The sequence below is a fragment of the Pseudomonas sp. P7759 genome, assembly GCF_013386445.1.
In the GTDB taxonomy this organism is placed as follows: Bacteria; Pseudomonadota; Gammaproteobacteria; order Pseudomonadales; family Pseudomonadaceae; genus Aquipseudomonas; species Aquipseudomonas azotoformans_A.
In genome coordinates, this window is sequence record NZ_JACART010000041.1 from 1 (window position 1) to 24,033 (window position 24,033).

The 24,033-nt window shown below is 61.9% G+C and carries 21 protein-coding genes; 9 read left to right on the forward strand and 12 right to left on the reverse strand.

The genetic code is table 11. From position 1 onward, the window contains the following. Both HX823_RS24765 and HX823_RS24770 read right to left on the reverse strand, forming a co-directional pair. Positions 1–658, reverse strand: a 658-nt coding sequence (locus tag HX823_RS24765) for a YgcG family protein (protein ID WP_177077154.1), incomplete at its 3' end; no start/stop codon positions are given. Positions 659–676: 18 nt separating this feature from the next. Beyond that, the gene (locus HX823_RS24770) at positions 677–1,288 is read right to left on the reverse strand and encodes a LemA family protein (RefSeq protein WP_010212287.1); all 612 of its coding nucleotides are present in this window, start codon (positions 1,286–1,288) and stop codon (positions 677–679) included. A 238-nt stretch (positions 1,289–1,526) separates the two neighbouring features. Between HX823_RS24770 and bglX the strand changes: the two genes are divergently transcribed. Then, on the forward strand, positions 1,527–3,818 hold the full coding sequence (gene bglX / locus HX823_RS24775) for a beta-glucosidase BglX (RefSeq protein WP_126569986.1): 2,292 nt from the start codon (positions 1,527–1,529) through the stop codon (positions 3,816–3,818). 31 nt (positions 3,819–3,849) lie between these two features. Here bglX and HX823_RS24780 read toward each other — a convergent pair whose 3' ends face one another. The 8 genes from HX823_RS24780 to HX823_RS24815 form a co-directional block, all read right to left on the reverse strand. Further along, positions 3,850–5,007 carry a phosphatidylserine/phosphatidylglycerophosphate/cardiolipin synthase family protein gene (locus HX823_RS24780; protein ID WP_177077156.1) on the reverse strand — a complete coding sequence of 386 codons (1,158 nt, stop codon included), beginning with the start codon at positions 5,005–5,007 and terminating at the stop codon, positions 3,850–3,852. A 1-nt stretch (position 5,008) separates the two neighbouring features. Then, complete coding sequence (locus HX823_RS24785; protein WP_177077158.1) at positions 5,009–5,599, reverse strand: YceI family protein; 591 nt, start codon at positions 5,597–5,599, stop codon at positions 5,009–5,011. Positions 5,600–5,651: 52 nt separating this feature from the next. Beyond that, positions 5,652–6,410: an IclR family transcriptional regulator gene (locus tag HX823_RS24790; RefSeq protein ID WP_177077160.1), complete on the reverse strand. Its 759-nt coding sequence runs from the start codon at positions 6,408–6,410 to the stop codon at positions 5,652–5,654. Positions 6,411–6,474: 64 nt separating this feature from the next. Beyond that, positions 6,475–7,917: an amidase gene (locus HX823_RS24795; protein WP_177077162.1), complete on the reverse strand. Its 1,443-nt coding sequence runs from the start codon at positions 7,915–7,917 to the stop codon at positions 6,475–6,477. Next, on the reverse strand, positions 7,914–9,224 hold the full coding sequence (locus HX823_RS24800) for a citrate-proton symporter (protein WP_177077164.1): 1,311 nt from the start codon (positions 9,222–9,224) through the stop codon (positions 7,914–7,916). Before HX823_RS24800 ends, HX823_RS24795 begins: the two co-directional genes overlap by 4 nt. Positions 9,225–9,283: 59 nt before the next feature. Beyond that, a complete protein-coding gene (locus HX823_RS24805) occupies positions 9,284–10,459 on the reverse strand; it encodes a M20 aminoacylase family protein (protein WP_177077166.1) in 1,176 nt (391 codons plus the stop codon). Positions 10,460–10,567: 108 nt separating this feature from the next. After that, positions 10,568–10,882: an amidase gene (locus tag HX823_RS24810; protein ID WP_177077168.1), complete on the reverse strand. Its 315-nt coding sequence runs from the start codon at positions 10,880–10,882 to the stop codon at positions 10,568–10,570. Further along, on the reverse strand, positions 10,879–11,952 hold the full coding sequence (locus tag HX823_RS24815; protein WP_177077170.1) for a serine hydrolase: 1,074 nt from the start codon (positions 11,950–11,952) through the stop codon (positions 10,879–10,881). Before HX823_RS24815 ends, HX823_RS24810 begins: the two co-directional genes overlap by 4 nt. A 187-nt stretch (positions 11,953–12,139) precedes the next feature. Between HX823_RS24815 and olsB the strand changes: the two genes are divergently transcribed. Next, complete coding sequence (gene olsB / locus HX823_RS24820) at positions 12,140–12,895, forward strand: L-ornithine N(alpha)-acyltransferase (RefSeq protein WP_003172415.1); 756 nt, start codon at positions 12,140–12,142, stop codon at positions 12,893–12,895. Next, complete coding sequence (locus tag HX823_RS24825) at positions 12,895–13,689, forward strand: 1-acyl-sn-glycerol-3-phosphate acyltransferase (protein ID WP_038849813.1); 795 nt, start codon at positions 12,895–12,897, stop codon at positions 13,687–13,689. Before olsB ends, HX823_RS24825 begins: the two co-directional genes overlap by 1 nt. On the opposite strand, the gene HX823_RS24830 is transcribed toward HX823_RS24825, so the two are convergent. Then, positions 13,686–14,258: an ACP phosphodiesterase gene (locus HX823_RS24830; protein WP_038849811.1), complete on the reverse strand. Its 573-nt coding sequence runs from the start codon at positions 14,256–14,258 to the stop codon at positions 13,686–13,688. The genes HX823_RS24825 and HX823_RS24830 overlap by 4 nt on opposite strands. 154 nt (positions 14,259–14,412) lie before the next feature. Here HX823_RS24830 and HX823_RS24835 point away from each other — a divergent pair, with 154 nt between their 5' ends. From HX823_RS24835 to HX823_RS24845, 3 genes are read left to right on the forward strand one after another with little or no spacing between them, the layout of a single operon-like run. Next, positions 14,413–14,739, forward strand: a complete 327-nt coding sequence (locus HX823_RS24835) for a helix-turn-helix transcriptional regulator (protein WP_016975101.1) — start codon at positions 14,413–14,415, stop codon at positions 14,737–14,739. 13 nt (positions 14,740–14,752) lie between these two features. Continuing rightward, positions 14,753–15,919, forward strand: coding sequence for an MFS transporter (locus HX823_RS24840; protein ID WP_038849807.1), 1,167 nt, complete (start codon positions 14,753–14,755; stop codon positions 15,917–15,919). A 29-nt stretch (positions 15,920–15,948) separates the two neighbouring features. Beyond that, entirely contained in the window at positions 15,949–17,004 is a 1,056-nt protein-coding gene (locus HX823_RS24845) for an alkene reductase (protein ID WP_038849805.1), read from the forward strand. A gap of 234 nt (positions 17,005–17,238) precedes the next feature. Here HX823_RS24845 and HX823_RS24850 read toward each other — a convergent pair whose 3' ends face one another. Next, entirely contained in the window at positions 17,239–17,871 is a 633-nt protein-coding gene (locus HX823_RS24850; protein ID WP_033902716.1) for a TetR family transcriptional regulator, read from the reverse strand. Between the two features lie 286 nt (positions 17,872–18,157). Here HX823_RS24850 and HX823_RS24855 point away from each other — a divergent pair, with 286 nt between their 5' ends. From HX823_RS24855 to adeC, 3 genes are read left to right on the forward strand one after another with little or no spacing between them, the layout of a single operon-like run. After that, the gene (locus HX823_RS24855) at positions 18,158–19,306 is read left to right on the forward strand and encodes an efflux RND transporter periplasmic adaptor subunit (RefSeq protein WP_038849802.1); all 1,149 of its coding nucleotides are present in this window, start codon (positions 18,158–18,160) and stop codon (positions 19,304–19,306) included. Positions 19,307–19,309: 3 nt separating this feature from the next. Continuing rightward, the gene (locus tag HX823_RS24860) at positions 19,310–22,471 is read left to right on the forward strand and encodes an efflux RND transporter permease subunit (RefSeq protein ID WP_177077172.1); all 3,162 of its coding nucleotides are present in this window, start codon (positions 19,310–19,312) and stop codon (positions 22,469–22,471) included. Next, positions 22,468–23,925: an AdeC/AdeK/OprM family multidrug efflux complex outer membrane factor gene (gene adeC / locus HX823_RS24865; RefSeq protein ID WP_038849798.1), complete on the forward strand. Its 1,458-nt coding sequence runs from the start codon at positions 22,468–22,470 to the stop codon at positions 23,923–23,925. Before HX823_RS24860 ends, adeC begins: the two co-directional genes overlap by 4 nt. The last annotated feature ends 108 nt before the right edge of the window (positions 23,926–24,033 follow it).

Sequence of the window (24,033 nt, forward strand, 5' to 3'; positions counted from 1 at the left end):
CGCCACCACCGCCACGGCCGCTGCTGCTGAGAATCGCCAGCAAAATAGCGCCCACCGGCAGCCCCATGCGATTGCACAGCCACAACACGCCGATCAGCAGGATGAACAAGCCGATGGAAAACCCGGGATTATCCTTGGCAAAGTTGGCATCCGCCACATGCGCCGGCACGGCCAGTGGCTCGCCGCCCACCACCTGCACCATCGCGGCCACGCCGTCGCTGATGCCTTTGCTGTAGTTGCCCGCCTTGAACGCCGGCGCAATCACCTGGTTGATGATCACCCACGACTGCGCATCGGTGAGCACACCTTCCAGGCCATAGCCGACTTCGATGCGCAATTTGCGCTCATCGCGGGCGACGATCAACAGCGCGCCGTTGTCCTTGCCCTTCTGGCCGATACCCCACTCGCGGCCCAATTGATAACCGAAGTCCTCAATGGGCACGCCCTGCAGGTCAGGCACCGTGACCACCACGATCTGGTCGCCGGACGTCTGCTCCAGCGCCTGCAACTGCTGGGTCAGTTGCTGGCGCGTGGCCGGGTCGATCATCTGGGCGTTGTCCACCACCCGCCCGGTCAGCGCCGGGAAGGTCAGCGCTGCCTGGGCCGCACCGACGCAGGCCAACAGCCACAACGCCAGGCCTATCCGTAATAAACGCATCGACACCTCAGTGCAGCCTTATTTGAACTTCACTTGCGGCGCTTTATCGGCATCGGCACTGGTGGCTTCAAACGTGGCGCGGATCGGCAAGTCGCTGTACATCACGCTGTGCCACAGACGGCCAGGGAAAGTGCGGATCTCAGTGTTGTAGGCCTGCACCGCCTGGATAAAGTCGCGGCGAGCCACGGCGATACGGTTCTCAGTGCCTTCAAGCTGGGATTGCAGGGCCAGGAAGTTCTGGTTGGCCTTCAGATCCGGGTAGCGCTCGGACACCACCATCAAGCGGCTGAGTGCGCCGCTCAAGCCATCTTGGGCCTGCTGGAACTGCTTGAGTTTTTCCGGGTTGTCGAGGGTGCTCGCATCCACCTGGATCGAGGTGGCCTTGGCCCGCGCTTCAATCACGGCGGTGAGGGTATCTTGCTCATGGGCGGCGTAGCCCTTGACCACTTCCACCAGGTTGGGGATCAGGTCGGCGCGGCGTTGGTATTGGTTCTGCACCTGGCCCCAGGCGGCCTTGGCCTGTTCGTCCAGTGTGGGAATGTTGTTGATGCCGCAACCGCTCAGCACCGTGCTGATCAATAGCAAAGCTGCGGCTTTCAAGCCCCAGCGGTAACCCTGTGCTGCTTGCATGGTGTTTCTCCTGCCCAATCTTGATGGAATGTTACGACTGACCCTATACACCGCGCGCTTGGGGCATAATCCGCCACCACTGGATTGCATCGAGCCAATCAGCTACAAAGATGCCCAGCGCGAAAAAGAGTTCAGAGTGTGCTGCATTTATCTGAACAACACCCGAACAACAATAGACGCTCCCCACATTTTGGCCGATCAGCGTTATCGCTGTTTAGTGAGCCGAAAAAGGATATTCATGAAGAAGCTGTGTTTGCTCGGCCTTGTTGCCACTCTGGCCAGTCACCCCGTATGGGCAGAAACAAAGCCTGCTGCGCTTAAAGACAAGGACGCCTTTGTCAGCGACCTGCTCAAGCAGATGACCCTGGATGAAAAGATCGGCCAATTGCGCCTGATCAGCATCGGCCCCGAAATGCCCCGCGAGCTGATCCGCAAGGAAATCGCCGCCGGCCGCATCGGTGGCACCTTCAACTCCATCACCCGCCCGGAAAACCGTCCGATGCAGGACGCGGCCATGCGCAGCCGCCTGAAGATCCCGATGTTCTTCGCCTACGACGTGATCCACGGCCACCGCACGATTTTCCCGATCAGCCTGGCCCTGGCCTCCAGCTGGGACATGGACGCCATCGGCCGCTCCGGGCGCATCGCCGCCCAGGAAGCCGCCGCCGACAGCCTCGACATCACCTTCGCGCCGATGGTCGACATCTCCCGCGACCCACGCTGGGGCCGCACCTCCGAAGGCTTCGGTGAAGACACTTACCTGGTTTCACGCATCGCCGAAGTGATGGTCAAGGCGTTCCAGGGCGTCAGCGCCGCGAATGCCGACAGCATCATGGCCAGCGTCAAGCACTTCGCCCTGTATGGCGCGGTGGAAGGCGGCCGCGACTACAACGTGGTCGACATGAGCCCGGTCAAGATGTACCAGGACTACCTGCCGCCGTACCACGCGGCGATCAAGGCCGGTTCCGGCGGCGTGATGGTGGCGCTGAACTCGATCAACGGCGTGCCCGCCACCGCCAACACCTGGCTGATGAACGACCTGCTGCGCAAGGACTGGGGCTTCAAGGGCCTGGCCGTGAGCGACCACGGCGCGATCTTCGAGCTGATCAAGCACGGCGTGGCCAAGGACGGGCGTGAAGCCGCCAAGCTGGCGATCAAGGCCGGCATCGACATGAGCATGAACGACTCGCTGTACGGCAAGGAATTGCCCGGCCTGCTCAAGTCCGGCGAGATAGAACAGAGCGACATCGACAACGCCGTGCGCGAAGTGCTCGGCGCCAAGTACGACATGGGCTTGTTCAAAGACCCGTACCTGCGCATCGGCAAGGCCGAGGATGACCCGGCCGACACCTACGCCGAAAGCCGCCTGCACCGCGCCGAAGCCCGCGACATCGCCCGCCGCAGCCTGGTGCTGCTGAAAAACCAGAACAACACGCTGCCGCTGAAGAAATCCGCGACCATCGCCCTGGTCGGCCCGCTGGCCAAGGCGCCGATCGACATGATGGGCAGTTGGGCTGCCGCCGGTAAGCCGGAGCAATCGGTGACCCTGCTCGACGGCTTGAACGCGGTGATCGGCGAAAAAGGCAAGATCATCTACGCCCGTGGCGCCAACATCACCAACGACAAGGCCGTGGTCGACTACCTGAACTTCCTCAACTTCGATGCACCGGAAGTGGTGGATGACACCCGCCCAGCCCAGGTGATGATCGACGAGGCCGTCAAAGCCGCCAAGGATGCCGATGTGGTCGTCGCTGCCGTGGGCGAGTCCCGTGGCATGTCCCACGAATCCTCAAGCCGCACCGACCTCAACATCCCGCAAAGCCAGCGCGACCTGATCAAGGCCCTGAAGGCCACCGGCAAGCCGCTGGTGCTGGTGCTGATGAACGGCCGCCCCCTGTCGATTCTCGAAGAGAACCAACAGGCCGACGCGATCCTCGAAACCTGGTTCGCCGGCACCGAAGGCGGCAACGCGATTGCCGACGTACTGTTCGGTGACTACAACCCGTCGGGCAAATTGCCGATCACCTTCCCACGCTCGGTGGGGCAGATTCCAACCTACTACAACCACCTGACCATCGGCCGGCCGTTCACCCCAGGCAAGCCGGGCAACTACACCTCGCAGTACTTCGATGACACCACGGGTCCGCTGTTCCCGTTCGGCTACGGCTTGAGCTACACCACGTTCAGCCTGTCGGACATGGCGTTGTCGTCCACCACCCTGAACAAGACCGGCAAGCTCGACGCCAGTGTCACCGTGACCAACACCGGCAAGGTGGACGGCGAAACCGTGGTGCAGTTGTATATCCAGGATGTGGCCGGCTCAATGATCCGCCCGATCAAGGAGCTGAAGAACTTCCAGAAGGTCATGCTCAAGGCTGGCGAAGAGCGCACGTTGCACTTCACCATCACCGAGGAAGACTTGAAGTTCTACAACACCCAACTAAAGTTCGCGGCAGAGCCGGGCGAGTTCAATGTGCAGATCGGGTTGGATTCCCAGGATGTGCAGCAGCAGACGTTCGAATTGCTCTGATTTAAAGCTGTAGACGCGGTCAGTGTTTAAGCTAGCCGCGTCTATCCAGCAAATTCACCACCAACCGATCAATCCACCCCCACACCCGCTGCTTTACCCGCCGCCACAACGGCCGCGACTTCCACGCCTCCAGGCTCACTGCCAGGCTCTGCGCGAAATCCCGCTCGAAACTGCCCGCCACCGCCCGCGTCAATTCAGGGTCCAACGCCTCCAGGTTGGCGTCCAAGTTGAAGCGCAGGTTCCAGTGGTCGAAATTGCACGAGCCCACGCTGACCCAGTCATCCACCAGCACCATTTTCAGGTGCAGGAAACACGGTTGGTATTCAAAGATCTGCACGCCCGAACGCAGCAAGCGCGGGTAATAACGGTGGCCAGCATAACGCACGGACGGGTGATCGGTGCGCGGGCCTGTGAGCAGCAAACGCACATCAACGCCTCGCCCCGCCGCCCGACGTAACGCACGGCGTACGCCCCAGGTGGGCAGAAAATACGGGGTCGCCAACCAGATCCGCTGTTTGCCGCTGTTCAACGCACGGATCAGCGATTGCAGGATATCCCGGTGTTGGCGGGCGTCGGCGTAGGCGACACGGCCTAGCCCCGGCCCGGTGGCCGGCATCCTGGGCAAGCGTGGCAAGCCAAAATGGGTGGCGGGTTTCCAGGCGCGGCGCGCGTTGTTGGCGTGCCATTGACGGTCGAACAATGCTTGCCAGTCCTGCACCAACGGGCCGCTGATCTGCACCATCACTTCATGCCAGTCGGCGCTGTCATTGCCCGGCGTCCAGAATTCATCGGTCACACCAGTGCCGCCGACAAAGGCGATGCTCTGGTCGATCAATAACAGTTTGCGATGGTCGCGGTACAGGTTGCGCATCCAACGGCGCCAGCTCAGGCGATTATAGAAACGCAGCTCCACACCGGCGTCGGTCAGGCGTTTACGCAGCCCGAGGGTAAACGCCAGGCTGCCGTAATCATCGAACAGGCAGCGCACCTGCACGCCGCGTTCGGCGGCGAGCACCAACGCTTGCACCATGGCTTCGGCACAGGCGCCGGCTTCCACCAGGTACAACTCCAACTCGACTTGCCGCTCGGCGCGAGCAATGTCCACCAGCATCTGCGGGAAGAAATTCGGCCCGTCGATCAGCAATTCGAAACGGTTGGCGCTGCGCCAGGGGAACACCGCGCCGCTCATGTCAGCGCGCCGTGAAGATCAGCACCGCACCCACCGGCACCGAAAGACTGATCGACTTGAGCCCCGCCGCTTTGCGCAACGCGGCCACGCCCGGCGCCAGGTCAAAGTCCTCGGCATGCACCACCAGCGGTTCCAGAGTCACTACCTGGAAGCGTCGGTCGTCCAAGCGCGTGGCCAACAGCTCGGCGTTGTAGGTTTGGGTCTTGCCGTGCAAGGTCACGGACAACGGCAGGCGCAATTCCAGTTGCGCACCGGGGGCCAGGTCGTTGATCGGTTGCAGGTTGATCTGCGCGTTGATCAGCGCATCGGGAAAAGTCTTGATCTCGAACAACTGGTTGCGCATGCGCTCGTCGCGCAGCGGGATGCCACTGTTGACCGACTCCAGCTCCACCTCAAGCTGCGCCGCGCCCTTGCTGTCGACCTTGCCGTGCAGCACCAGGAAGCGCTGCACTTCGGCGATTTCGGTGTTCTTGGTGGTGACGAAGGACAGACGCGAAGACTCGTTATCCAGGTACCAGTCGGCATGGGCAGGCACAGCGGCGGCGGCCAACAGGGCCAAGGCCAGGGGTTTGATCACAGAAGCGTTGAACATTGAAGACTCGTGGGGCGAAAAACCTGAACGAACCTTAACCGGATCGCGAGGGTTACGCCAATGCGCGCTGCACTTCGCGCACCGTCTCTTCCAGGCTGGCCATGTGCAAATTCAACACCCGCTCCACCGGCGCCTGATGCATCGGCCAATGCAGCGCCATGCTCCCAACCAGGCGACCGTTGGCGCGCACCGGCAAGGCCACGGCGCGAATCAGAAACGGCAGGCGCACCGGATACTCCCAATATCCTTCGGTGCGCTGGCCGAAGCCCTGGTGCTGGGTTTGCTCGCAGGCCTGGTATTGCTCGTCCGCCGCCACTTGGTCGCGACCCGCCAACCGTTGCACCTCTTCGGCCGGCAATTGGGTCAGGCAGGCCTTGCCCATCGCCGAATGAAACAGGCTGGCGTGCTGGCCGACGATCTGGCAATTGTTGGGGTACAGCTTGCGCAACACGCTGGGGATCGCGCTTTCCATGACTTCCAGGCGCTCGCCATCAAAACAGGACAAATCCACCACCAGCCCGGTGCGCTCGCTGAGTTCCAGCAGCCACGGCGCCGCGCTTTCCACCACCAGGCGTTTGAAGCGTTGCTGGGTGTCGCCAAACAGGCGTTGGGCGCGCAGGCGGTAACGGCGATCACTCAGGCCACGATAGACCCAGCCCTGTTCCTGCAACGTCAGCAACATGCGCGACACCGTGGCCTTGGGCAGATGTGTGAGGTAGTGCAACTCCTCCAGCCCCAGGGCCTGGTGCTCGCCCAGCAACTCGACGATTGCCAGTGCGCGCTCGACCGAGCGTACGGTGCCTGTCTCCATGTTCGATCTCCCTGTTGCCGATGGATGATCATTGTTCACAGCAAGATACAGGCCCGGTCGCGGATCAATCCGTCGACGCCAGGCACGTCGGCGGCCGACGCTGCACCCATTGCGTCAGTTGCTCATGAGCATAGGCCAATTGCAGCACCGCGCGATCCGCCTGGGCCGGGCCGATGATCTGCACGCCCATAGGCAGGCCCTGGGGGTTGAACCCCACCGGCACGCTCATGCTCGGCAGCCCGGCCAGGGTCGGGCCGATGACCCCTTCCATCCAGCGGTGATAGGTGTCCATTTCGCGCCCGCCAACGAGGCGTGGCCAGGGCTGTTGTACATCGAAAGGGAACACTTGGGCAGTCGGCAACAGCAGGAAATCGTAACGTTCGAACAGCTTGGCGAGCGCGCGATACCACTCGCTGCGATCCACCGACGCCTGGTACACCTGCTGGGCCGTCAACCCCAGGCCTCCCTCCACTTCCCATTGCGCTTCGGGTTTGAGCAGCGCGCGTTTCTGCGGGTTGGCGTAGGCCGCGCCGAGGTTGCCGTGCACCAGCCAGTGGCGATGCACCAACCAGCTGCGCCACAGCCGCGCCATGGAAAAGTCCGGCTGGCAGCTTTCCACCGTGCAGTCCAACGCAGTGAAATCGCCAAGGGCCGATTCGCATAGGCTCAGCACGCCGTCGTCCATCGGCAGATAGCCGTTGTAATCCCCCAGCCAGCCCAGGCGTGCGCCCTTGAAATCACGCTGCAGGGGCTGGCCGAACACTGCCGGATCCTCCTTGGAAGACAACGGCACCCGTGGGTCGTAACCCGCCTGGATACTCAACAACCGCGCCACATCCGTGACGCTGCGGCCCATCGGGCCCTCGGTACCCAGTTGCTGCACGAACAGTTCCGGCGTCGGCCCATAAGGCACACGGCCTTGGGACGGGCGCAAGCCAAACACGTTATTGAACGCCGCCGGGTTGCGCAACGAGCCCATCATGTCGCTGCCGTCAGCCACCGGCAGCATGCGCAGTGCCAGGGCCACCGCCGCCCCGCCGCTGCTGCCGCCCGCGACGAGGCTGGGGTCGTAGGCATTGCCGGTGGTACCGAACAGCGTGTTGTAGGTCTGCGAACCCAGGCCGAACTCCGGCACGTTGGTCTTGCCGATGATGATCGCGCCACTGGCCCGCACGCGCGCCACGCTGATGGCGTCTTCGCTGGGCACGTGCTCGGCGAACAGCGGCGAACCCAGGGTGGTGCGCAAGCCTTGGGTCGCCGCGAGATCCTTGATCGCCTGGGGCATGCCGTGCATCCAGCCGCGTGACTGGCCTTGATCCAACTCGCGATCACGTTCCCGCGCCTCGGCCAACACGTCATCGGCATCGCGCAGCGACACCAGCGCATTCACCGTCGGATTGAAGCGCTGGATCTGCGCCAGGTACGCCTGCATCACCTCTTCGCACGACACCTGCCGCGCATGGATCGCCCGCGACAGTTCCGTGGCATCCCAATCAACAATACTCAAGGCTTCACCTCTTTGGAAAACGGCTGCGCTTGCTTGGCCCGCGGCGCCTCATGCATGCAGTAAGTGCCCAGCAGCGTCAGCACGCAAGCGAACAATACATAGAAAGATGGCGCGACGGGCGTGCCCAGCACTTGGGTCAGCCAAGTGACAATCAACGGCGCGAAACCGCCGAACACCATGACCGCCACGTTATAGGCGACCGATACACCGGTCGAGCGAACTTCGATGGGAAACTGCTCAGCCAATGCCGTCGGTGCCGGCCCGAAAAAGCCGCCGATGGCGGTGCACAGCATCACCTGCATCACCAGCAATCGCTCGATAGAAGGAGCGGCGGCGACCCACACATACAACGGATAAACCATGATGAAGAACGCGAGGGTGAATGCCATCAACACCGGCCGCCGCCCCAGGCGATCCGATAGCAGCCCTGACAGTGGGATCACTACAGTCATCAGTGCCACCGCAAACATCTGCACCATCAACACCTGGTCCAGCGGCAGACCAAGGCTTTTATGGGCGAAGGTCGGCATGTTCACCAGCACCACATAGAACGACACCGTCGCGCCACAGGCCAGGCCCATGGACACGAGGATGCTGCGCCGATGCTCGCGCACCACCTGCATCAGGCTCGGCGCCGGGCCGGTCGCCTGTTTGCGTGCCTCGATGAACTCCTCTGGATCTTCCATGTGTCGACGAATCCAGAGGCCCACCGGACCAATCAGCAAACCGAACACAAACGGCAGACGCCAGCCCCACAGGTCGAGGGTTTGCGGCGAAAAGAAATGCGTAACCGCCGCCACCATCGCCGCGCCGCCGAACACCGCCAGGCACTGCCCCACCAATTGCCAGGAGCCATATAAGCCCTTGCGATGGGCCGGCGCGCTTTCCACCAGAAACGCTGTGGCGCTCGCGTATTCACCGCCGGTGGCAAACCCTTGAAGCATGCGCGCTACCACGATCAACAACGGCGCGCCCATACCGATGGCGGCGTAATTGGGCGCGAACGCGATCAACGCGATGGACACGGTCATCAGCCGGATAATCAACTGCATCGCTGCCTTGCGGCCTTTGCGGTCGGAATAGATCCCCAGCAGAATGCCCCCCACCGGGCGCATGAAAAAGCCCACGCCGAAAGTGGCCAAGGCCATCAGCAGCGAGGCGTACTCGTCATCCGAAGGAAAAAACTGCCGGGCAATGATGCTCGCCAAAAAGCCGTAAACGATGAAGTCATACCATTCCAGCGCATTGCCGATCACGGCCGCCACCACTTGGCGGGTGCGGGACACACCTGGTTTTGCAATCTGCATGAGGAACACTCCATTCAACCGATCGAGGGAAAGGGTCCAGCGGCAGAAAAAGAAGGTCGTCAGGCAGGCTTGAGCCAGCTCTCGGCCAGCGCGCCCCAATAGGCGGCGCCAGTCAGCAGGATGTCGTCGTTGAAGTCATAGGCGGGGTTATGCACCATCGGCCGCGACACGCCGTTGCCGATGAACAGGTAGCTGCCGGGGCAGCGTTGCAGCATCCAGGCGAAGTCTTCGCTGCCCATCAGCGTGCGGGTGTTGCCGTCCACCGCATCGGCGCCGAGCAAGGCGACGCCGACCTGGCGGGCGAATTCGGTTTCTTCGGCGTGATTGACCAACACCGGATAGGCCGGGCGGTGTTCGATCTGCACCGTGCAGCCAAAACTGGCGGCCTGGGTGTGGATGATCGCGAACACCCGCTCCAGCATCTGCTCACGCACCTTGGGATTGAGCGCGCGCAGGCTCAAACGCAACAGCGCCTCCTGGGGAATCACATTGGCCGCCTGGCCAGCTTGCAGCGCGCCGACCGTGACCACGGCGGCTTCCTGGGTGTCGATATTGCGCGCTACCACCGTCTGCAACGCCATGACCATGCTCGCCGCCGCTACCAACGGGTCCACCGTCAGATGTGGCATGGAGCCATGGCCGCCAACGCCTTCGAGGGTCACGGTGAGCAAGTCCTGCGAGGCCATCATCGGCCCGACGCGCAAGCCCAGATGCCCCGCCGGCAGCCCCGGCATGTTGTGCATGCCAAACAAGCCATCGCAGGGAAAACGCTCCAGCAAACCGTCGGCCAGCATGGCTTCGGCGCCGCCCTGGCCTTCTTCGGCGGGTTGGAAAATCAGGTTCAAGGTGCCGTCGAACTGCCGCGTCGCCGCCAGATAGCGCGCGGCGCCAAGCAGCATGGTGGTGTGGCCGTCATGCCCGCAGGCGTGCATGCAGCCGGCGTGCTGGCTGGTGTAGGACGCGCCGGTGTTTTCGATGATGGGTAACGCATCCATGTCGGCACGAATGCCCAGGGTGCGCGGGCTGCTGCCATTGCGCAGCACGCCCACCACGCCGGTCTTGCCGATGCCGGTGTGCACCTCATAGCCCCACTCCTGCAACGATTTGGCAACGAGCGCGCTGGTGCGGTTTTCTTCAAAACCGAGTTCAGGATGGGCGTGGATGTCTTGGCGCACGGCGTGCAAATCGCCGGCAACGTCGCTGAGCCAATCCAGGATGTGCTGGTGTGGGCGCATGGTGATTCTCCTCACAGGCGGGTGTTCCCGTTCTTGTTTGCTGCACATCGCCAGCTAACCGCGATGTGGGCAAGAGGACAATCAAAGGTGGTTCCACCCTGTGGAACCTCAGGGTAATAGGCGACACCCCTGCCGCTCCCCCAACCACCGCGCCACATGCGTCCTCCCCAACCCACTCGCCGTCACCTCACTGCGCTCCGGGTTGTCGCTGAACGCACTCGTCGGCACGTACTGCTTCACATACCCCCGGCAATACTCCGCCGGGTTGTTCGCCACATAGCGGCACGAGCAGTACTCCTTGGCGGTGTAGGCCGCAATGATGTCGGGGAAGGCTTGCAGGTTGACGCGTTCGTGCCAGAGCCAGCCCAGCAAGGCGAGCAATAACAGCAGAAACACACTGGTAAACGGCCGACGGCGGATCATGGTTGCACCGCCGCGAGCACGCGCTTGAGCAGTTCGTTATGGCGGTAGCTGCCGTCGCGATCATCGCCGTAGCGCACGATGACCAGGTGTTCGTCAGGCATCACGTACAGCGCCTGGCCCCAGTGACCGAGGGCGGCGAAGGTGTCGGCGGGGGCGTCGGGCCAGGGTCTTGACGCACCTTTATTGAGCCACCAATGACCACCGGGGACGGCTTCGTCCTGACCGGCTTTGTACTTGTCGAAGGGCTGTCGATTGAAGGCAATCCAGTCTTTGGGCAGCAGTTGTTGATCGCCCCAACGACCGTCCCGCGCCATCAACAAACCGACACGCGCCAGGTCACGAGCCGTGAGGTAGGCATAAGAGGACGCGACGAAGGTTTCATCGGCGTCGGTTTCCCAGGTGGCATTACGAATGCCCAAGGGCTTGAACAGCGCATCCCACGGGTAACTCATATAAGCCTTGTGCCCGAGCATCCCTTTGAGGGTGGCGGACAGGATGTTGGTGTCGCCGCTGGAGTAACGGAACACCTGGCCCGGTGCCACGGAGGTCTCGGTGTCGGCAGCAAAGTCGGCCATGTCGCTGCGGCCACGGGTGTAGAGCATCGCCACCACCGAGGACTTCAGCGGCGCGTATTCGTAGTCTTCCTGCCAGTCGAGGCCGGAGGCCCAGTGCAGCAGGTCGGCCATGGTCACGGTCGGGTGCTGTTTCATCGGCGGATAAAAACGCGCGGCGGGGTCGGTCAGTTTGAAGCGGTTTTCGCCGTAGGCCACGCCCAACACGGTTGCCATCAGGCTTTTGCTGACGGACCAGGTGAGATGTGGGGTGCTGGCGGTGGTGGGTGCGGCGTAGCGTTCGTAGATGACCTCGCCATCGCGGATCACCAGCAACGCATCGGTGCGAATGTCTTGGCGGGTGGCGTCGTCCCGTGCAGGGAAAGCGTAGGCCTCCAGGGCATCAACAGCGGGACCCGAGAGCGGTGTGCCCTTGGCCCAGTCTTTATCGGGCCAGGTTTCAGCGTGAGCGGCAACGGTGACGAACAGCAGGGCAACACACAACAGGCCTCTGACCATGGACGCAGACTCAAGGGGGGCATTCAAGCCCGCGAGCCTAGCCGACGCTGATGACAGATTCGCGACACAGAGGGCTGTCATCCAAGCGTCACCATAACTTCATGGAGATGACACCGGGCCTCCATAGCCTGAGTTTGGACAACAAAGTCGACCGGCCGAAATCGTGGCCGGCACTCGGAGACTCGCCATGACTCAGATCGCCCGCATCAGCGACACCGGCAATGAACGCCGTCTGCAAGCCGAACGCCTGGTTGGCGCACAGGCGTTGCAGGAAGCCCAGGCCCTGCGGTTCAACGTGTTCAGCGGCGAGTTCAACGCCAAGCTGAAAGGCGCGGAACTGGGCCTGGACATGGATGACTATGATGTTCACTGCAGCCACATCGGCGTGCGGGACTTGAACAGCGGTCGACTGGTGGCAACCACCCGTTTGCTGGACCACCAGGCGGCCAGCACCCTGGGTCGGTTCTACAGTGAAGAAGAATTCAGCCTGCATGGCTTGCTCCATCTGCAAGGCCCGATCCTGGAAATCGGCCGCACCTGCGTCGACCCGGCCTACCGCAACGGCGGCACCATCGCTGTGTTGTGGGGCGAGTTGGCCGAAGTGCTCAACCAGGGCGGCTACAGCTACCTGATGGGTTGCGCGAGCATCCCGATGCACGACGGCGGCATCCAGGCCCACGCGATCATGCAGCGCCTGCGCGAACGCTACCTGTGCAATGAACACCTGCGCGCCGAACCGAAAAAACCACTGCCGGCGCTGGACCTGCCGTCCAACGTGATCGCAGAGATGCCGCCGTTGCTCAAGGCTTACATGCGCCTGGGTGCGAAGATCTGCGGCGAGCCGTGCTGGGATGAAGACTTCCAGGTGGCCGACGTGTTCATCCTGCTCAAGCGCGATGAGCTGTGCCCGCGTTACGCGCGCCACTTCAAGGCTGCAATGTGATGAGCCGCCTGCGGGTTTACGGGCGCATTGCCCGCGTGCTGGTGGTGGTGGCGCTGGGTTTGAGCATGGCCAGTGTGTTTGGGCTGTTCGAGCGTTTGGGTATCGCCAATTCGATGGTGCGGCGCCAGCGTTGGTCGCGGTTTTTCATGGCGCGACTGACCAACGCCCTGCCCTTTCGCGTGACGGTGCACGGCGAATTGCCAACGCAGCCGATGCTGTGGGTGAGCAATCACGTGTCCTGGACCGATATTCCGCTGCTGGGTGCCGTGGCGCCGATGTCCTTCCTGTCCAAGGCCGAAGTGCGCACCTGGCCGGTGGCAGGCTGGTTGGCGGCCAAGGCTGGCAGCTTGTTTATCCGCCGGGGTTCGGGCGACAGCCAGTTGATCCGCAAGCAGATGACGCGCCACTTGGAGCAACAGCACCCGCTGTTGATGTTCCCGGAAGGCACCACCACCGACGGACGCAGCCTGCGCACCTTTCACGGGCGTTTGCTGGCCAGCGCGATCGATGCCGATGTATCCCTGCAACCGGTGGCGATCCGTTATCTGCGTGACGGCCAAGTTGACCCGCTGGCACCCTTTATTGGCGATGATGATTTGCTGTCGCACCTGATGCGCTTGTTTGCCAACGACCAGGGTGATGTGGAAATCCATGTGCTCAAGCCGATAGCCTGCGCCGGGCAAGAACGTGCGGCGCTGGCGTATCAGGCGCAGCAGTCGGTGCAGAAGGCGTTGTTTGGTGAAGTGGTGCAGCCGGCCGAACCGCGTCGCGCTGGAGAGTTGGTCGCCGCTTAACGATGTTCGGCGGCGAATGCCTGCAATTGGGGGTAGAACCGCCGGAAATCTTCACTCAAAGGTTCGTACAACATCCGCAGCTCCTGCATGGCATGGCCCAGTTCCTCGGGCTGTGTCAGGCGCCGGGAGATCCCGCGCAACACCTGCTCCATCACCGCAAATTCGCGGTACGAGCCCAACCAATCATCCGCCGCCATGTACGGCGCAATCTGCGCCAGCCGCCCCGGCAACTGCGGCTCGGCCGCCAGCACGCGGTACACCTGCGACGTGAAACTCTCCAGCGGTTGGTCGGCATACAACGTCCAGTCCCGCGCCAGGCAGTGGTCGAAAAACACATCGAGGACGATCCCGGCATAACGCCTGCGGGTCAGGCTGAAGCGTGACAACGCCTCCCCCACCAACGGATGGCTGTCGGTAAAACGGTCAATCGAGCGATGCAACTGGATAGCCGCTTCGATTTGCGGGCTGAACTGGCCCTGCAGGCGGCCTTTGACGAAGTCGCCATAGAGGCTGCCCAGCAGTTGCGCAGGAAGTTGGCCGCCCAGGTGCAGATGTGCGAGATAATTCATGGCGTGCAGTCTACCACTGCCCTCAACGTATCGTTATAACCCGATATACCGAATGAGCCTAGGCTCAGACCAAAATCATATTGGTCTATCGGGATAGACCGATATAAAGTTCGCCTCATCGCGATATAACGCTGCAAGACACCGAGCACCTGCCATGTCCATCGACCTCGACGAAATAATAAAAGCCCTGGCGCACCCAGTACGACGAGACATCCTCACCTGGCTGAAAGACCCGAAAGTGCAATTCCCCGAACAACTGCACAACCACGAATACGGCATCTGTGCCGGGCAGATCGACCAGCGCTGCGGCTTGTCCCAGTCGACCGTGTCAGCCCACCTGGCCACCCTGCAACGCGCCGGGTTGATCAGCAGTCAGAAAGCCGGCCAGTGGCACTTTTTCAAACGCAACGAGGACACCATCCAGGCCTTCCTCGCGGCGCTCACCACCGAACTCAGCGCGCACGACAGCGCCGCGCTGTAACAAGGAAACGCCAATGCCCCTCTCGCTACTCATACTGGCCCTCAGCGCCTTCGCCATCGGCACCACCGAGTTCGTCATCATGGGCTTGTTGCCCGATGTGGCGGCGGACCTGGGTGTGTCGATTCCTGGCGCTGGCTGGCTGGTAACCGGCTACGCCCTGGGCGTGGCCATCGGTGCGCCGTTCATGGCACTGGCCACCGCCAAGCTGCCACGCAAGGCGGCACTGGTAGCGTTGATGGGTATCTTCATTATCGGCAACCTGCTCTGCGCCCTGGCCAGTGACTACAACGTGCTGATGTTTGCCCGTGTCGTCACCGCGCTGTGCCACGGAGCATTCTTTGGGATTGGTTCAGTCGTAGCCGCCAACCTGGTGCCGGCCAACAAGCGGGCTTCGGCCGTGGCCTTGATGTTCACCGGCCTGACCCTGGCCAATGTGCTGGGCGTGCCATTGGGCACGGCTCTCGGCCAGGAAGCCGGCTGGCGTTCGACCTTTTGGGCGGTGACGGTGATTGGGGTGGTGGCGTTGATCGGCCTGATCCGCTTCCTGCCGGCCAAGCGCGATGAAGAGAAACTCGACATGCGCGCCGAACTGGCCGCCCTCAAGGGGGCTGGCATCTGGCTGTCGCTGAGCATGACCGCGCTGTTTGCCGCGTCCATGTTCACCCTCTTCACCTACGTCGCACCGTTGCTGGGCGATGTCACCGGCGTGTCGCCCAAAGGCGTGACCTGGACGCTGTTGCTGATCGGCCTGGGCCTCACCGTGGGCAACATCATCGGCGGCAAACTGGCCGACAAACGCCTGGCGGCCACCCTGATCGGCGTGTTCATCAGCATGGCGGTGGTCTCCACCGCACTGACCTGGACCAGCGTCGCCGTGATCCCGACCGAAATCACCCTGTTCCTGTGGGCCACCGCATCGTTCGCCGCCGTGCCTGCGTTGCAGATCAACGTGGTGACCTTCGGCAAGGCCGCACCGAACTTGGTGTCCACCCTGAACATCGGTGCTTTCAACATCGGCAATGCCCTCGGCGCCTGGGTCGGCGGCAGCGTGATTGCCCACGGTTTCGGCCTGACCAGCGTGCCCTTGGCCGCAGCGGCCCTGGCGATCCTCGCGCTGTTGGTGACCCTGATTACTTTCCGCCAGAGCGGCGATGCCGACCTGGCCCCTGCGACTAACTGATCCTCTTCAAAGACAAAGGTGCTTTCCCCATGACGACTATTTTCGATCCAATCAAACTGGGCGACCTGGAACTGTCGAACCGCATCATCATGGCGCCGCTGACCCGCTGCCGTGCCGACGCCGGTCGCGTGCCCAACGCGCTGATGGCCGAGTACTACGTACAACGCGCCTCCGCCGGGCTGATCCTCAGCGAAGCCACCTCCGTGACGCCGCTGGGCGTGGGCTACCCGGACACACCGGGCATCTGGTCCAACGACCAGGTGCGCGGCTGGGCCAATGTCACCAAGGCCATTCATGGCGCAGGCGGCAAGATCTTCCTGCAACTGTGGCACGTGGGGCGTATTTCCCATGAGTCGTACCTCAACGGCGAAAGCCCGGTGGCCCCAAGCGCCATCCAGCCTAAAGGCCACGTCAGCCTGGTGCGCCCACTGGCCGACTACCCGACACCACGCGCCCTGGAAACCGCTGAAATCGCCGATATCGTCGACGCCTACCGCACCGGTGCCGAGAACGCCAAGGCCGCCGGTTTCGACGGCGTGGAAATCCACGGCGCCAATGGCTACCTGCTTGACCAGTTCCTGCAGAGCAGCACCAATAAACGCACTGACCAGTACGGCGGCTCCCTGGAGAACCGTGCACGCCTGCTGCTGGAAGTGACTGACGCAGCCATCGAAGTCTGGGGCGCTGGCCGTGTGGGGGTGCACCTGGCACCACGCGCCGACTCTCACGACATGGGCGACGACAACCTGGCGGAAACCTTCACCTACGTCGCCAGCGAACTGGGCAAGCGTGGTATCGCCTTCATCTGCTCCCGTGAGAAAGAAGCCGGCGACAGCCTCGGCCCACAGCTGAAGAAAGCCTTCGGCGGCGTGTACATCGCCAACGAACGCTTCACCAAGGACAGCGCCAACGCCTGGCTGGCCGAAGGCAAAGCCGATGCCGTGGCCTGGGGTGTGCCGTTCATTGCCAACCCGGACCTGCCGGCTCGCTTGAAAGCCGACGCACCGTTGAACGAAGCACGCCCGGATACTTTCTACAGCAAGGGCCCGGTGGGTTACATCGACTACCCGACGCTGGCGATCTGACGTAACAAGCTGAAACGAAAAAGCCCCGGTTCGCAGGAACCGGGGCTTTTTCATGGAGGCCAGGAAACATTCCTTCACAGCCCTGCAACAAAATCGCTACAAAATACTTAGGCGGCTACCTATCAACTGCCCGCCAGCCCGTATATAAAGTCACCCCACCGATCAGGCGGAAGGACGATTGACTGTCCTTGGGCTTTACTGTTGACACAACCTGATGCAATTACGCATTTTGTCTTAATTGCGCAGGCTGGGGCTCCAGCGCAGCATGTCCAACCCGGCATCCACCCAGCGCTCGGCGTCCTGATGCAGTTGGAAGCTGTCGGGAACCAGCAGCCACTGGCCGATCAGCCCGTTGATGTAGGCGTGGATGCACACCGCGCCACGGGTGGTATCGAGGTTTTCCGGCAGTTGCCCGCGATGGACCGCGTTACGCAAGGTCAGGCCGATGCGCAGGTTGCATTCCAGGCTGTGGGTCTGACGCTGGCGACGCATGTCGCACATTTCATCGGTGAATTCGCACTTATGGAACAAGATCTCGTTGATGCGCCGGGTTTTCGGGTCCAGGGCCACTTGATGAAACAAATGAATCAGCAGCTTGCGCATACAGCCCAGCGGGTCGAGTTCATCCTCGCTTTCACTCGCCCTGGCCAACTCGTCCAGCGGCTCATGCAGCGTGTCGAGCAGCGCCTGCAGCAAATCGGATTTGTTACTGAAATGCCAATAGATGGCACCCCGCGTCACACCGGCCAGCGCGGCGATGTCCGCCAGCGTGGTCCGCGCGACGCCGCGCTCATAGAAGGCTTGCTCGGCGGCTTGAAGAATCTGGCTGCGCGTTTCCTGAGCTTCCTCTTTGGTGCGACGAACCATGGCAGTACAACCTCAATCAGGGCACTTGAGACTATCGTTAACGCAGAATTAACCGTCGGTAACGATCATCCGAATATTTGTGGGACGACACCGTCATGGGTGCCGAACGTAATGAAATCGAGGCTTTGGGCGTTGCTTTGTCAACATTCCGCGCAGCCTGTCAAGAGTTTACAAACAACCATGAACGTAAGTATATTGCGTAGCAAGCTACTTATCTACTCAGTGTTTGTTTTTTACCCTTCCACACTTCTTGTGCGCACCCTGCGCGCCTGACCCGAGGATCTTCATGCAACTTAAGCCAGCTGTTACCGCTCTGGTCACTGCCGTCGCCCTGGCATCGCTGCTCAGCGGATGTAAAAAGGAAGAAGCGGCTCCGCCCGCTCAAACCCCTCAGGTCGGCGTGGTCACCATTCAACCGCAAGCCTATACCCTGACATCCGAGCTGCCAGGCCGCACCACCGCCTACCGCATCGCGGAAGTTCGCCCACAGGTCAACGGCATCATTCTCAAGCGCCTGTTCAAGGAAGGCGCCGACGTGAAGGAAGGGCAACAGCTCTACCAGATCGACCCGTCGGTGTATGACGCCACCCTGAAAAGCGCACAAGCCAGCCTGACCCAGACCAAGTCCATCTCCGACCGCTACAAGCAGTTGGTCGATGAACAAGCCGTCAGCCGCCAGGAATACGACACCGCCGTCGCCAACCGCATGACTGCGGAAGCAAACGTTCAAACGGCCCAGATCAACGTGCGCTACACCAAAGTATTCGCACCGATCTCCGGGCGTATCGGCCGTTCTTCGGTGACCGAAGGCGCGCTGGTCAGCAATGGTCAGACCGATGCCATGGCCGTGATCCAGCAACTGGACCCAATCTACGTCGACGTCACGCAGTCTTCGGCTGAAATGCTGAAACTGCGCCGCGACCTGGAAAGCGGCCAGCTGGAAAAGGCCGGCGCCAACGCCGCCAAGGTCAAGCTGACCCTGGAAGACGGTAGCGCCTATGGCCAGGACGGCAAACTGGAATTCTCCGAAGTGTCGGTTGACCAGACCACCGGTTCCGTGACCCTGCGCGCCGTGTTCCCCAACCCTGACCACACCCTGCTGCCGGGCATGTTCGTACACGCCCAGTTACAAGCTGGCGTGAACAGCAAAGCCATCCTGGCACCACAACAAGGCGTGACCCGCGATATCAAAGGTATCCCGACTGCCATGGTGGTGAACAAGGACAACAAGGTAGAACAGCGTCAACTGGTGGCCAACCGCACTGCCGGCGCCTACTGGCTGGTGGAAAAAGGCCTGAACGCCGGTGACCGTGTGATCACCGAAGGCCTGCAATTCATCAAGCCGGGCATCGAAGTCAAGGTCAAGGACGCCGACAACGCCAAGCCTGCCGGTTCTGCTCCAGCTCCTGCTGCCGCTGCTGGCCAGGGGGAGTAACCCATGTCGAAATTTTTTATCGACCGTCCCATTTTCGCCTGGGTAATTGCCCTGGTGATCATGCTGGTCGGGGCACTGTCGATCCTGAAGTTGCCCATCAACCAATACCCGGCCATTGCGCCTACCGCCATCGACATCCAGGTGACCTACCCAGGCGCGTCCGCACAAACCGTGCAGGACACCGTGGTGCAGGTCATCGAGCAACAGCTCAACGGTATCGACAACCTGCGTTATGTCGCCTCGGACAGTAACTCCGACGGCAGCATGACCATCACCGCGACGTTCAACCAGGGGACCAACCCGGATATCGCCCAGGTCCAGGTGCAGAACAAGCTGAACCTGGCGACCCCATTGCTGCCGCAAGAAGTGCAGCAACAGGGTATCCGCGTGACCAAGTCGGTGAAGAACTTCCTGATGGTGATCGGTCTGGTGTCGGAAGACGGCAGCATGACCAAGGACGATCTGTCCAACTACATCGTGTCCAACATCCAGGACCCGATCTCGCGTACCGCGGGTGTGGGTGACTTCCAGGTGTTCGGTTCGCAATACGCCATGCGGATCTGGCTCGACCCGGCCAAGCTGAACAACTACCAGTTGACCCCGGTCGACGTCAGCACCGCCATCGCGGCCCAGAACGTCCAGGTGGCCACCGGCCAATTGGGCGGCCTGCCTGCCCTGCCCGGCACCCAGCTGAACGCGACCATCATCGGCAAGACCCGTCTGCAGACTGCCGAGCAGTTCGGCAAGATCCTGATGAAGGTGAACGCCGACGGCTCGCAGGTTCGCCTGCGTGACATCGCACGTATCGAACTGGGCGGCCAGAACTACAGCATCAGTGCGCAGTTCAACGGCAAGCCAGCCTCCGGTATGGCGATCAAGCTCGCATCGGGCGCCAACGCCCTGGACACCGCCAAGGCCATCCGCGCCACCGTGGCGTCACTTGAGCCGTTCTTCCCGCCAGGCATGAAGGCAGTGGTGCCGTATGACACCACGCCGGTGGTGACCGAATCGATCTCCGGTGTGGTGCACACCCTGGTCGAAGCGATCGTGCTGGTGTTCCTGGTGATGTTCCTGTTCCTGCAGAACTTCCGCGCCACCATCATCACCACCATGACGGTGCCGGTGGTATTGCTGGGTACCTTCGGGATCCTGGCCGCGTTCGGCTTCACCATCAACACCCTGACCATGTTCGGCATGATCCTGGCCATCGGCTTGCTGGTGGACGATGCCATTGTGGTTGTGGAAAACGTCGAGCGGGTGATGGCCGAGGAACACCTGTCGCCTAAAGAAGCGACGGTAAAATCCATGGGCCAGATCCAGGGCGCCCTGGTCGGTATTGCCCTGGTACTGTCGGCGGTACTGTTGCCGATGGCGTTCTTCGGTGGCTCCACCGGTGTGATCTACAAACAGTTCTCCATCACCATCGTTTCGGCCATGGCGTTGTCGGTACTGGTTGCCCTGATCTTCACCCCGGCCTTGTGCGCCACCATGCTCAAGCCGATCGACCCTGAGAAACACGGCCAACCCAAGCGTGGTTTCTTCGGCTGGTTCAACCGCACCTTCGACCGTGGCGTACTGAGCTACGAGCGCGGCGTGGGCAACATGATCAAGCACAAGTTTCCGGCATTCTTCGTGTACCTGATCATCTTCGTCGGCATGATCTGGCTGTTCACCCGCATCCCGAGCGCGTTCCTGCCGGAAGAAGACCAGGGCGTGATCTTTGCCCAGGTGCAAACCCCGGTCGGTTCTTCGGCTGAGCGTACGCAAAAAGTCATCGACGACATGCGTGCGTTCCTGCTCAACGACAAGGAAGGCGAGCCGGGCGAAGGCAAGGCCGTGAAATCGGTGTTTACCGTCAACGGCTTCAACTTCGCCGGTCGTGGCCAGAGTTCTGGCCTGGCGTTCGTGATGCTCAAGCCATGGGATGAACGCGATTCGTCCATGTCGGTATTCGAAGTGGCCAAGCGGGCCCAGGGTTACTTCTTCGGCGCCTTCAAGGACGCCATGGTATTTGCCATCGTGCCGCCTTCGGTGCTGGAGTTGGGTAACGCCACCGGTTTCGACGTATTCCTGCAAGACCAGGGCGGTGTCGGCCACGAAAAACTGATGGAAGCGCGTAACCAGTTCCTCGGGATGGCAGCCCAAAGCAAGATCCTCGCAGGCGTGCGTCCTAACGGCGTGAACGATGAGCCGCAGTACGAACTCACCGTCGACGACGAGAAGGCCAGCGCCCAGGGCATCACGCTGTCGAGCATCAACCAGACCCTGGCGATTGCCCTGGGTGGCAGCTACGTCAACGACTTCATCGACCGTGGTCGGGTGAAGAAGGTGTACGTGCAAGGCGAAGCCGCTGGCCGGATGTCGCCGGAAGACCTGGACAAGTGGTACGTGCGCAGTGACTCCGGGAAGATGGTGCCGATGTCGGCCATTTCCTCGGGCAAGTGGATCTACGGTTCGCCGAAGCTCTCGCGGTACAACGGTGTAGCGGCGATGGAAATCCTCGGTACCCCGGCCCCGGGCTACAGTACCGGTGATGCGATGGCCGAAGTCGAGCGTATCGCCAAGCAATTGCCGGCGGGCGTGGGCTATGCCTGGACGGGCCTGTCGTACGAAGAGCGCTTGTCCGGCTCCCAGGCGCCTGCGCTGTACGCCCTGTCGCTGCTGGTGGTGTTCCTGTGCCTCGCAGCCCTGTACGAAAGCTGGTCGATCCCGATTGCGGTGGTACTCGTGGTGCCGCTGGGTGTGGTGGGTGCGTTGATCGCCACCAGCATGCGCGGGCTGTCCAACGACGTGTTCTTCCAGGTGGGCTTGTTGGTGACGGTGGGTCTGGCGGCGAAGAACGCCATCCTGATCGTGGAGTTCGCCAAAGAACTCCACGAACAGGGCAAAGGCATCGTCGAGGCGGCCATCGAGGCGTCTCGCATGCGTCTGCGCCCGATCATCATGACCTCCATGGCGTTCATCCTCGGCGTACTGCCGCTGGCGATTTCCTCGGGCGCAGGCTCAGGTAGCCAGCACGCCATCGGTACCGGTGTAATTGGCGGTATGATCACGGCCACTGTGCTGGCGATCTTCTGGGTGCCGTTGTTCTTCGCAACCGTATCCGCCGCTGGCGAACGTAAAAAGACTGACACAACTGAAACCCCTAAAGAGGCTGGCCAATGAGCAAGTCGCTACTTTCCCTAGCGGTCACGGCATTCGTGCTCAGTGGCTGCTCGCTGATACCTGATTATCAGCGCCCCGAAGCGCCGGTGGCCGCACAGTTCCCGCAGGGGCCGGCGTATTCGTCGGCCCAGGCGCCGAACCAGGCCGCTGCCGAGCAGGGCTGGAAGCAGTTTTTCCATGACCCTGCCCTGCAACAGCTGATCCAGACCGCGCTGGTGAACAACCGCGACCTGCGTGTCGCGGCCCTGAACATCGACGCCTATGCCGCGCAGTACCAGATCCAGCGCGCCGACCTGTTCCCGGCCGTATCGGCCACGGGCAGCGGCAGCCGTTCGCGTACCCCGGCCCGCCTGTCACAGACCGGCGAATCGACCATCAGCAGCCAATACTCGGCCGGTCTCGGGATCAGCTCCTATGAGCTGGACCTGTTCGGTCGCGTACGCAGCCTGAGCGAAGAAGCCCTGCAAAAGTACTTCGCCACTGAAGAAGCACGGCGCAGTACCCAGATCAGCCTGGTGGCCAGTGTGGCCAATGCCTACCTGACCTGGCAGGCCGACAAGGAACTGCTCAAGCTGACCAAGGACACCTTGGGTGCTTTCGAAGAAAGCTACCGATTGACCTCGCGCAGCAACGAAGTCGGCGTGGCCTCGGCCCTCGACCTGAGCCAGTCGCGCACCTCGGTGGAAAACGCCCGGGTCGCCCTGGCGCGTTATACCCGCCAGGTGGCCCAGGACGAAAACAGCCTGACCCTGCTTCTGGGCACCGGCCTGCCGGCGAATATCGCCAGCAAGCCGCTGTCGGATGACCTGCTCAGCGAAGTGCCGGCCGGCTTGCCGTCCGACCTGCTGCAACGTCGCCCCGATATCGTCCAGGCCGAGTACAACCTCAAGGCCGCCAACGCCAACATCGGCGCAGCCCGTGCTGCGTTCTTCCCGAGCATCACCCTGACCGCCAGCGCCGGCACCGCGAGCCCGAACCTGGGCGGCTTGTTCAAGGGCGGCTCGGGCACCTGGTCGTTCGCCCCGCAGATCAATATCCCGATCTTCAACGCCGGCAGCCTGCGCGCGAGCCTGGACTACTCGAAGATCCAGAAAGAGATCAACGTGGCGAACTACGAGAAGGCCATTCAGACCGGCTTCCAGGAAGTCTCCGACGGCCTCGCCGCACGTGAGACCTACAAGCAGCAACTGGATGCCCAACGTGGCTTCGTCGCGGCCAACCAGGATTACTACCGCCTGGCCGAGCGTCGCTACCGCATTGGTGTCGACAGCAACCTGACGTTCCTCGATGCCCAGCGCCAACTGTTCAGTGCCCAGCAATCGCTGATCACCGACCGCCTGGCGCAACTGACCAGCGAGGTCAACCTGTACAAGGCCCTCGGCGGCGGTTGGAACGAGCAGACCGCGAAGAACGAGCCGTTGAAAGAAGAAGCACCGGCGCTGAAATTGTTCTGATAGCACCTGCATCAACAAAGCCCACCTCTTGGTGGGCTTTGTGTTTTCTGGGGCTGACCAACTTGCGTTCGATCATCGCCCACAACCCGCTCTCCCCCACTTTCATCG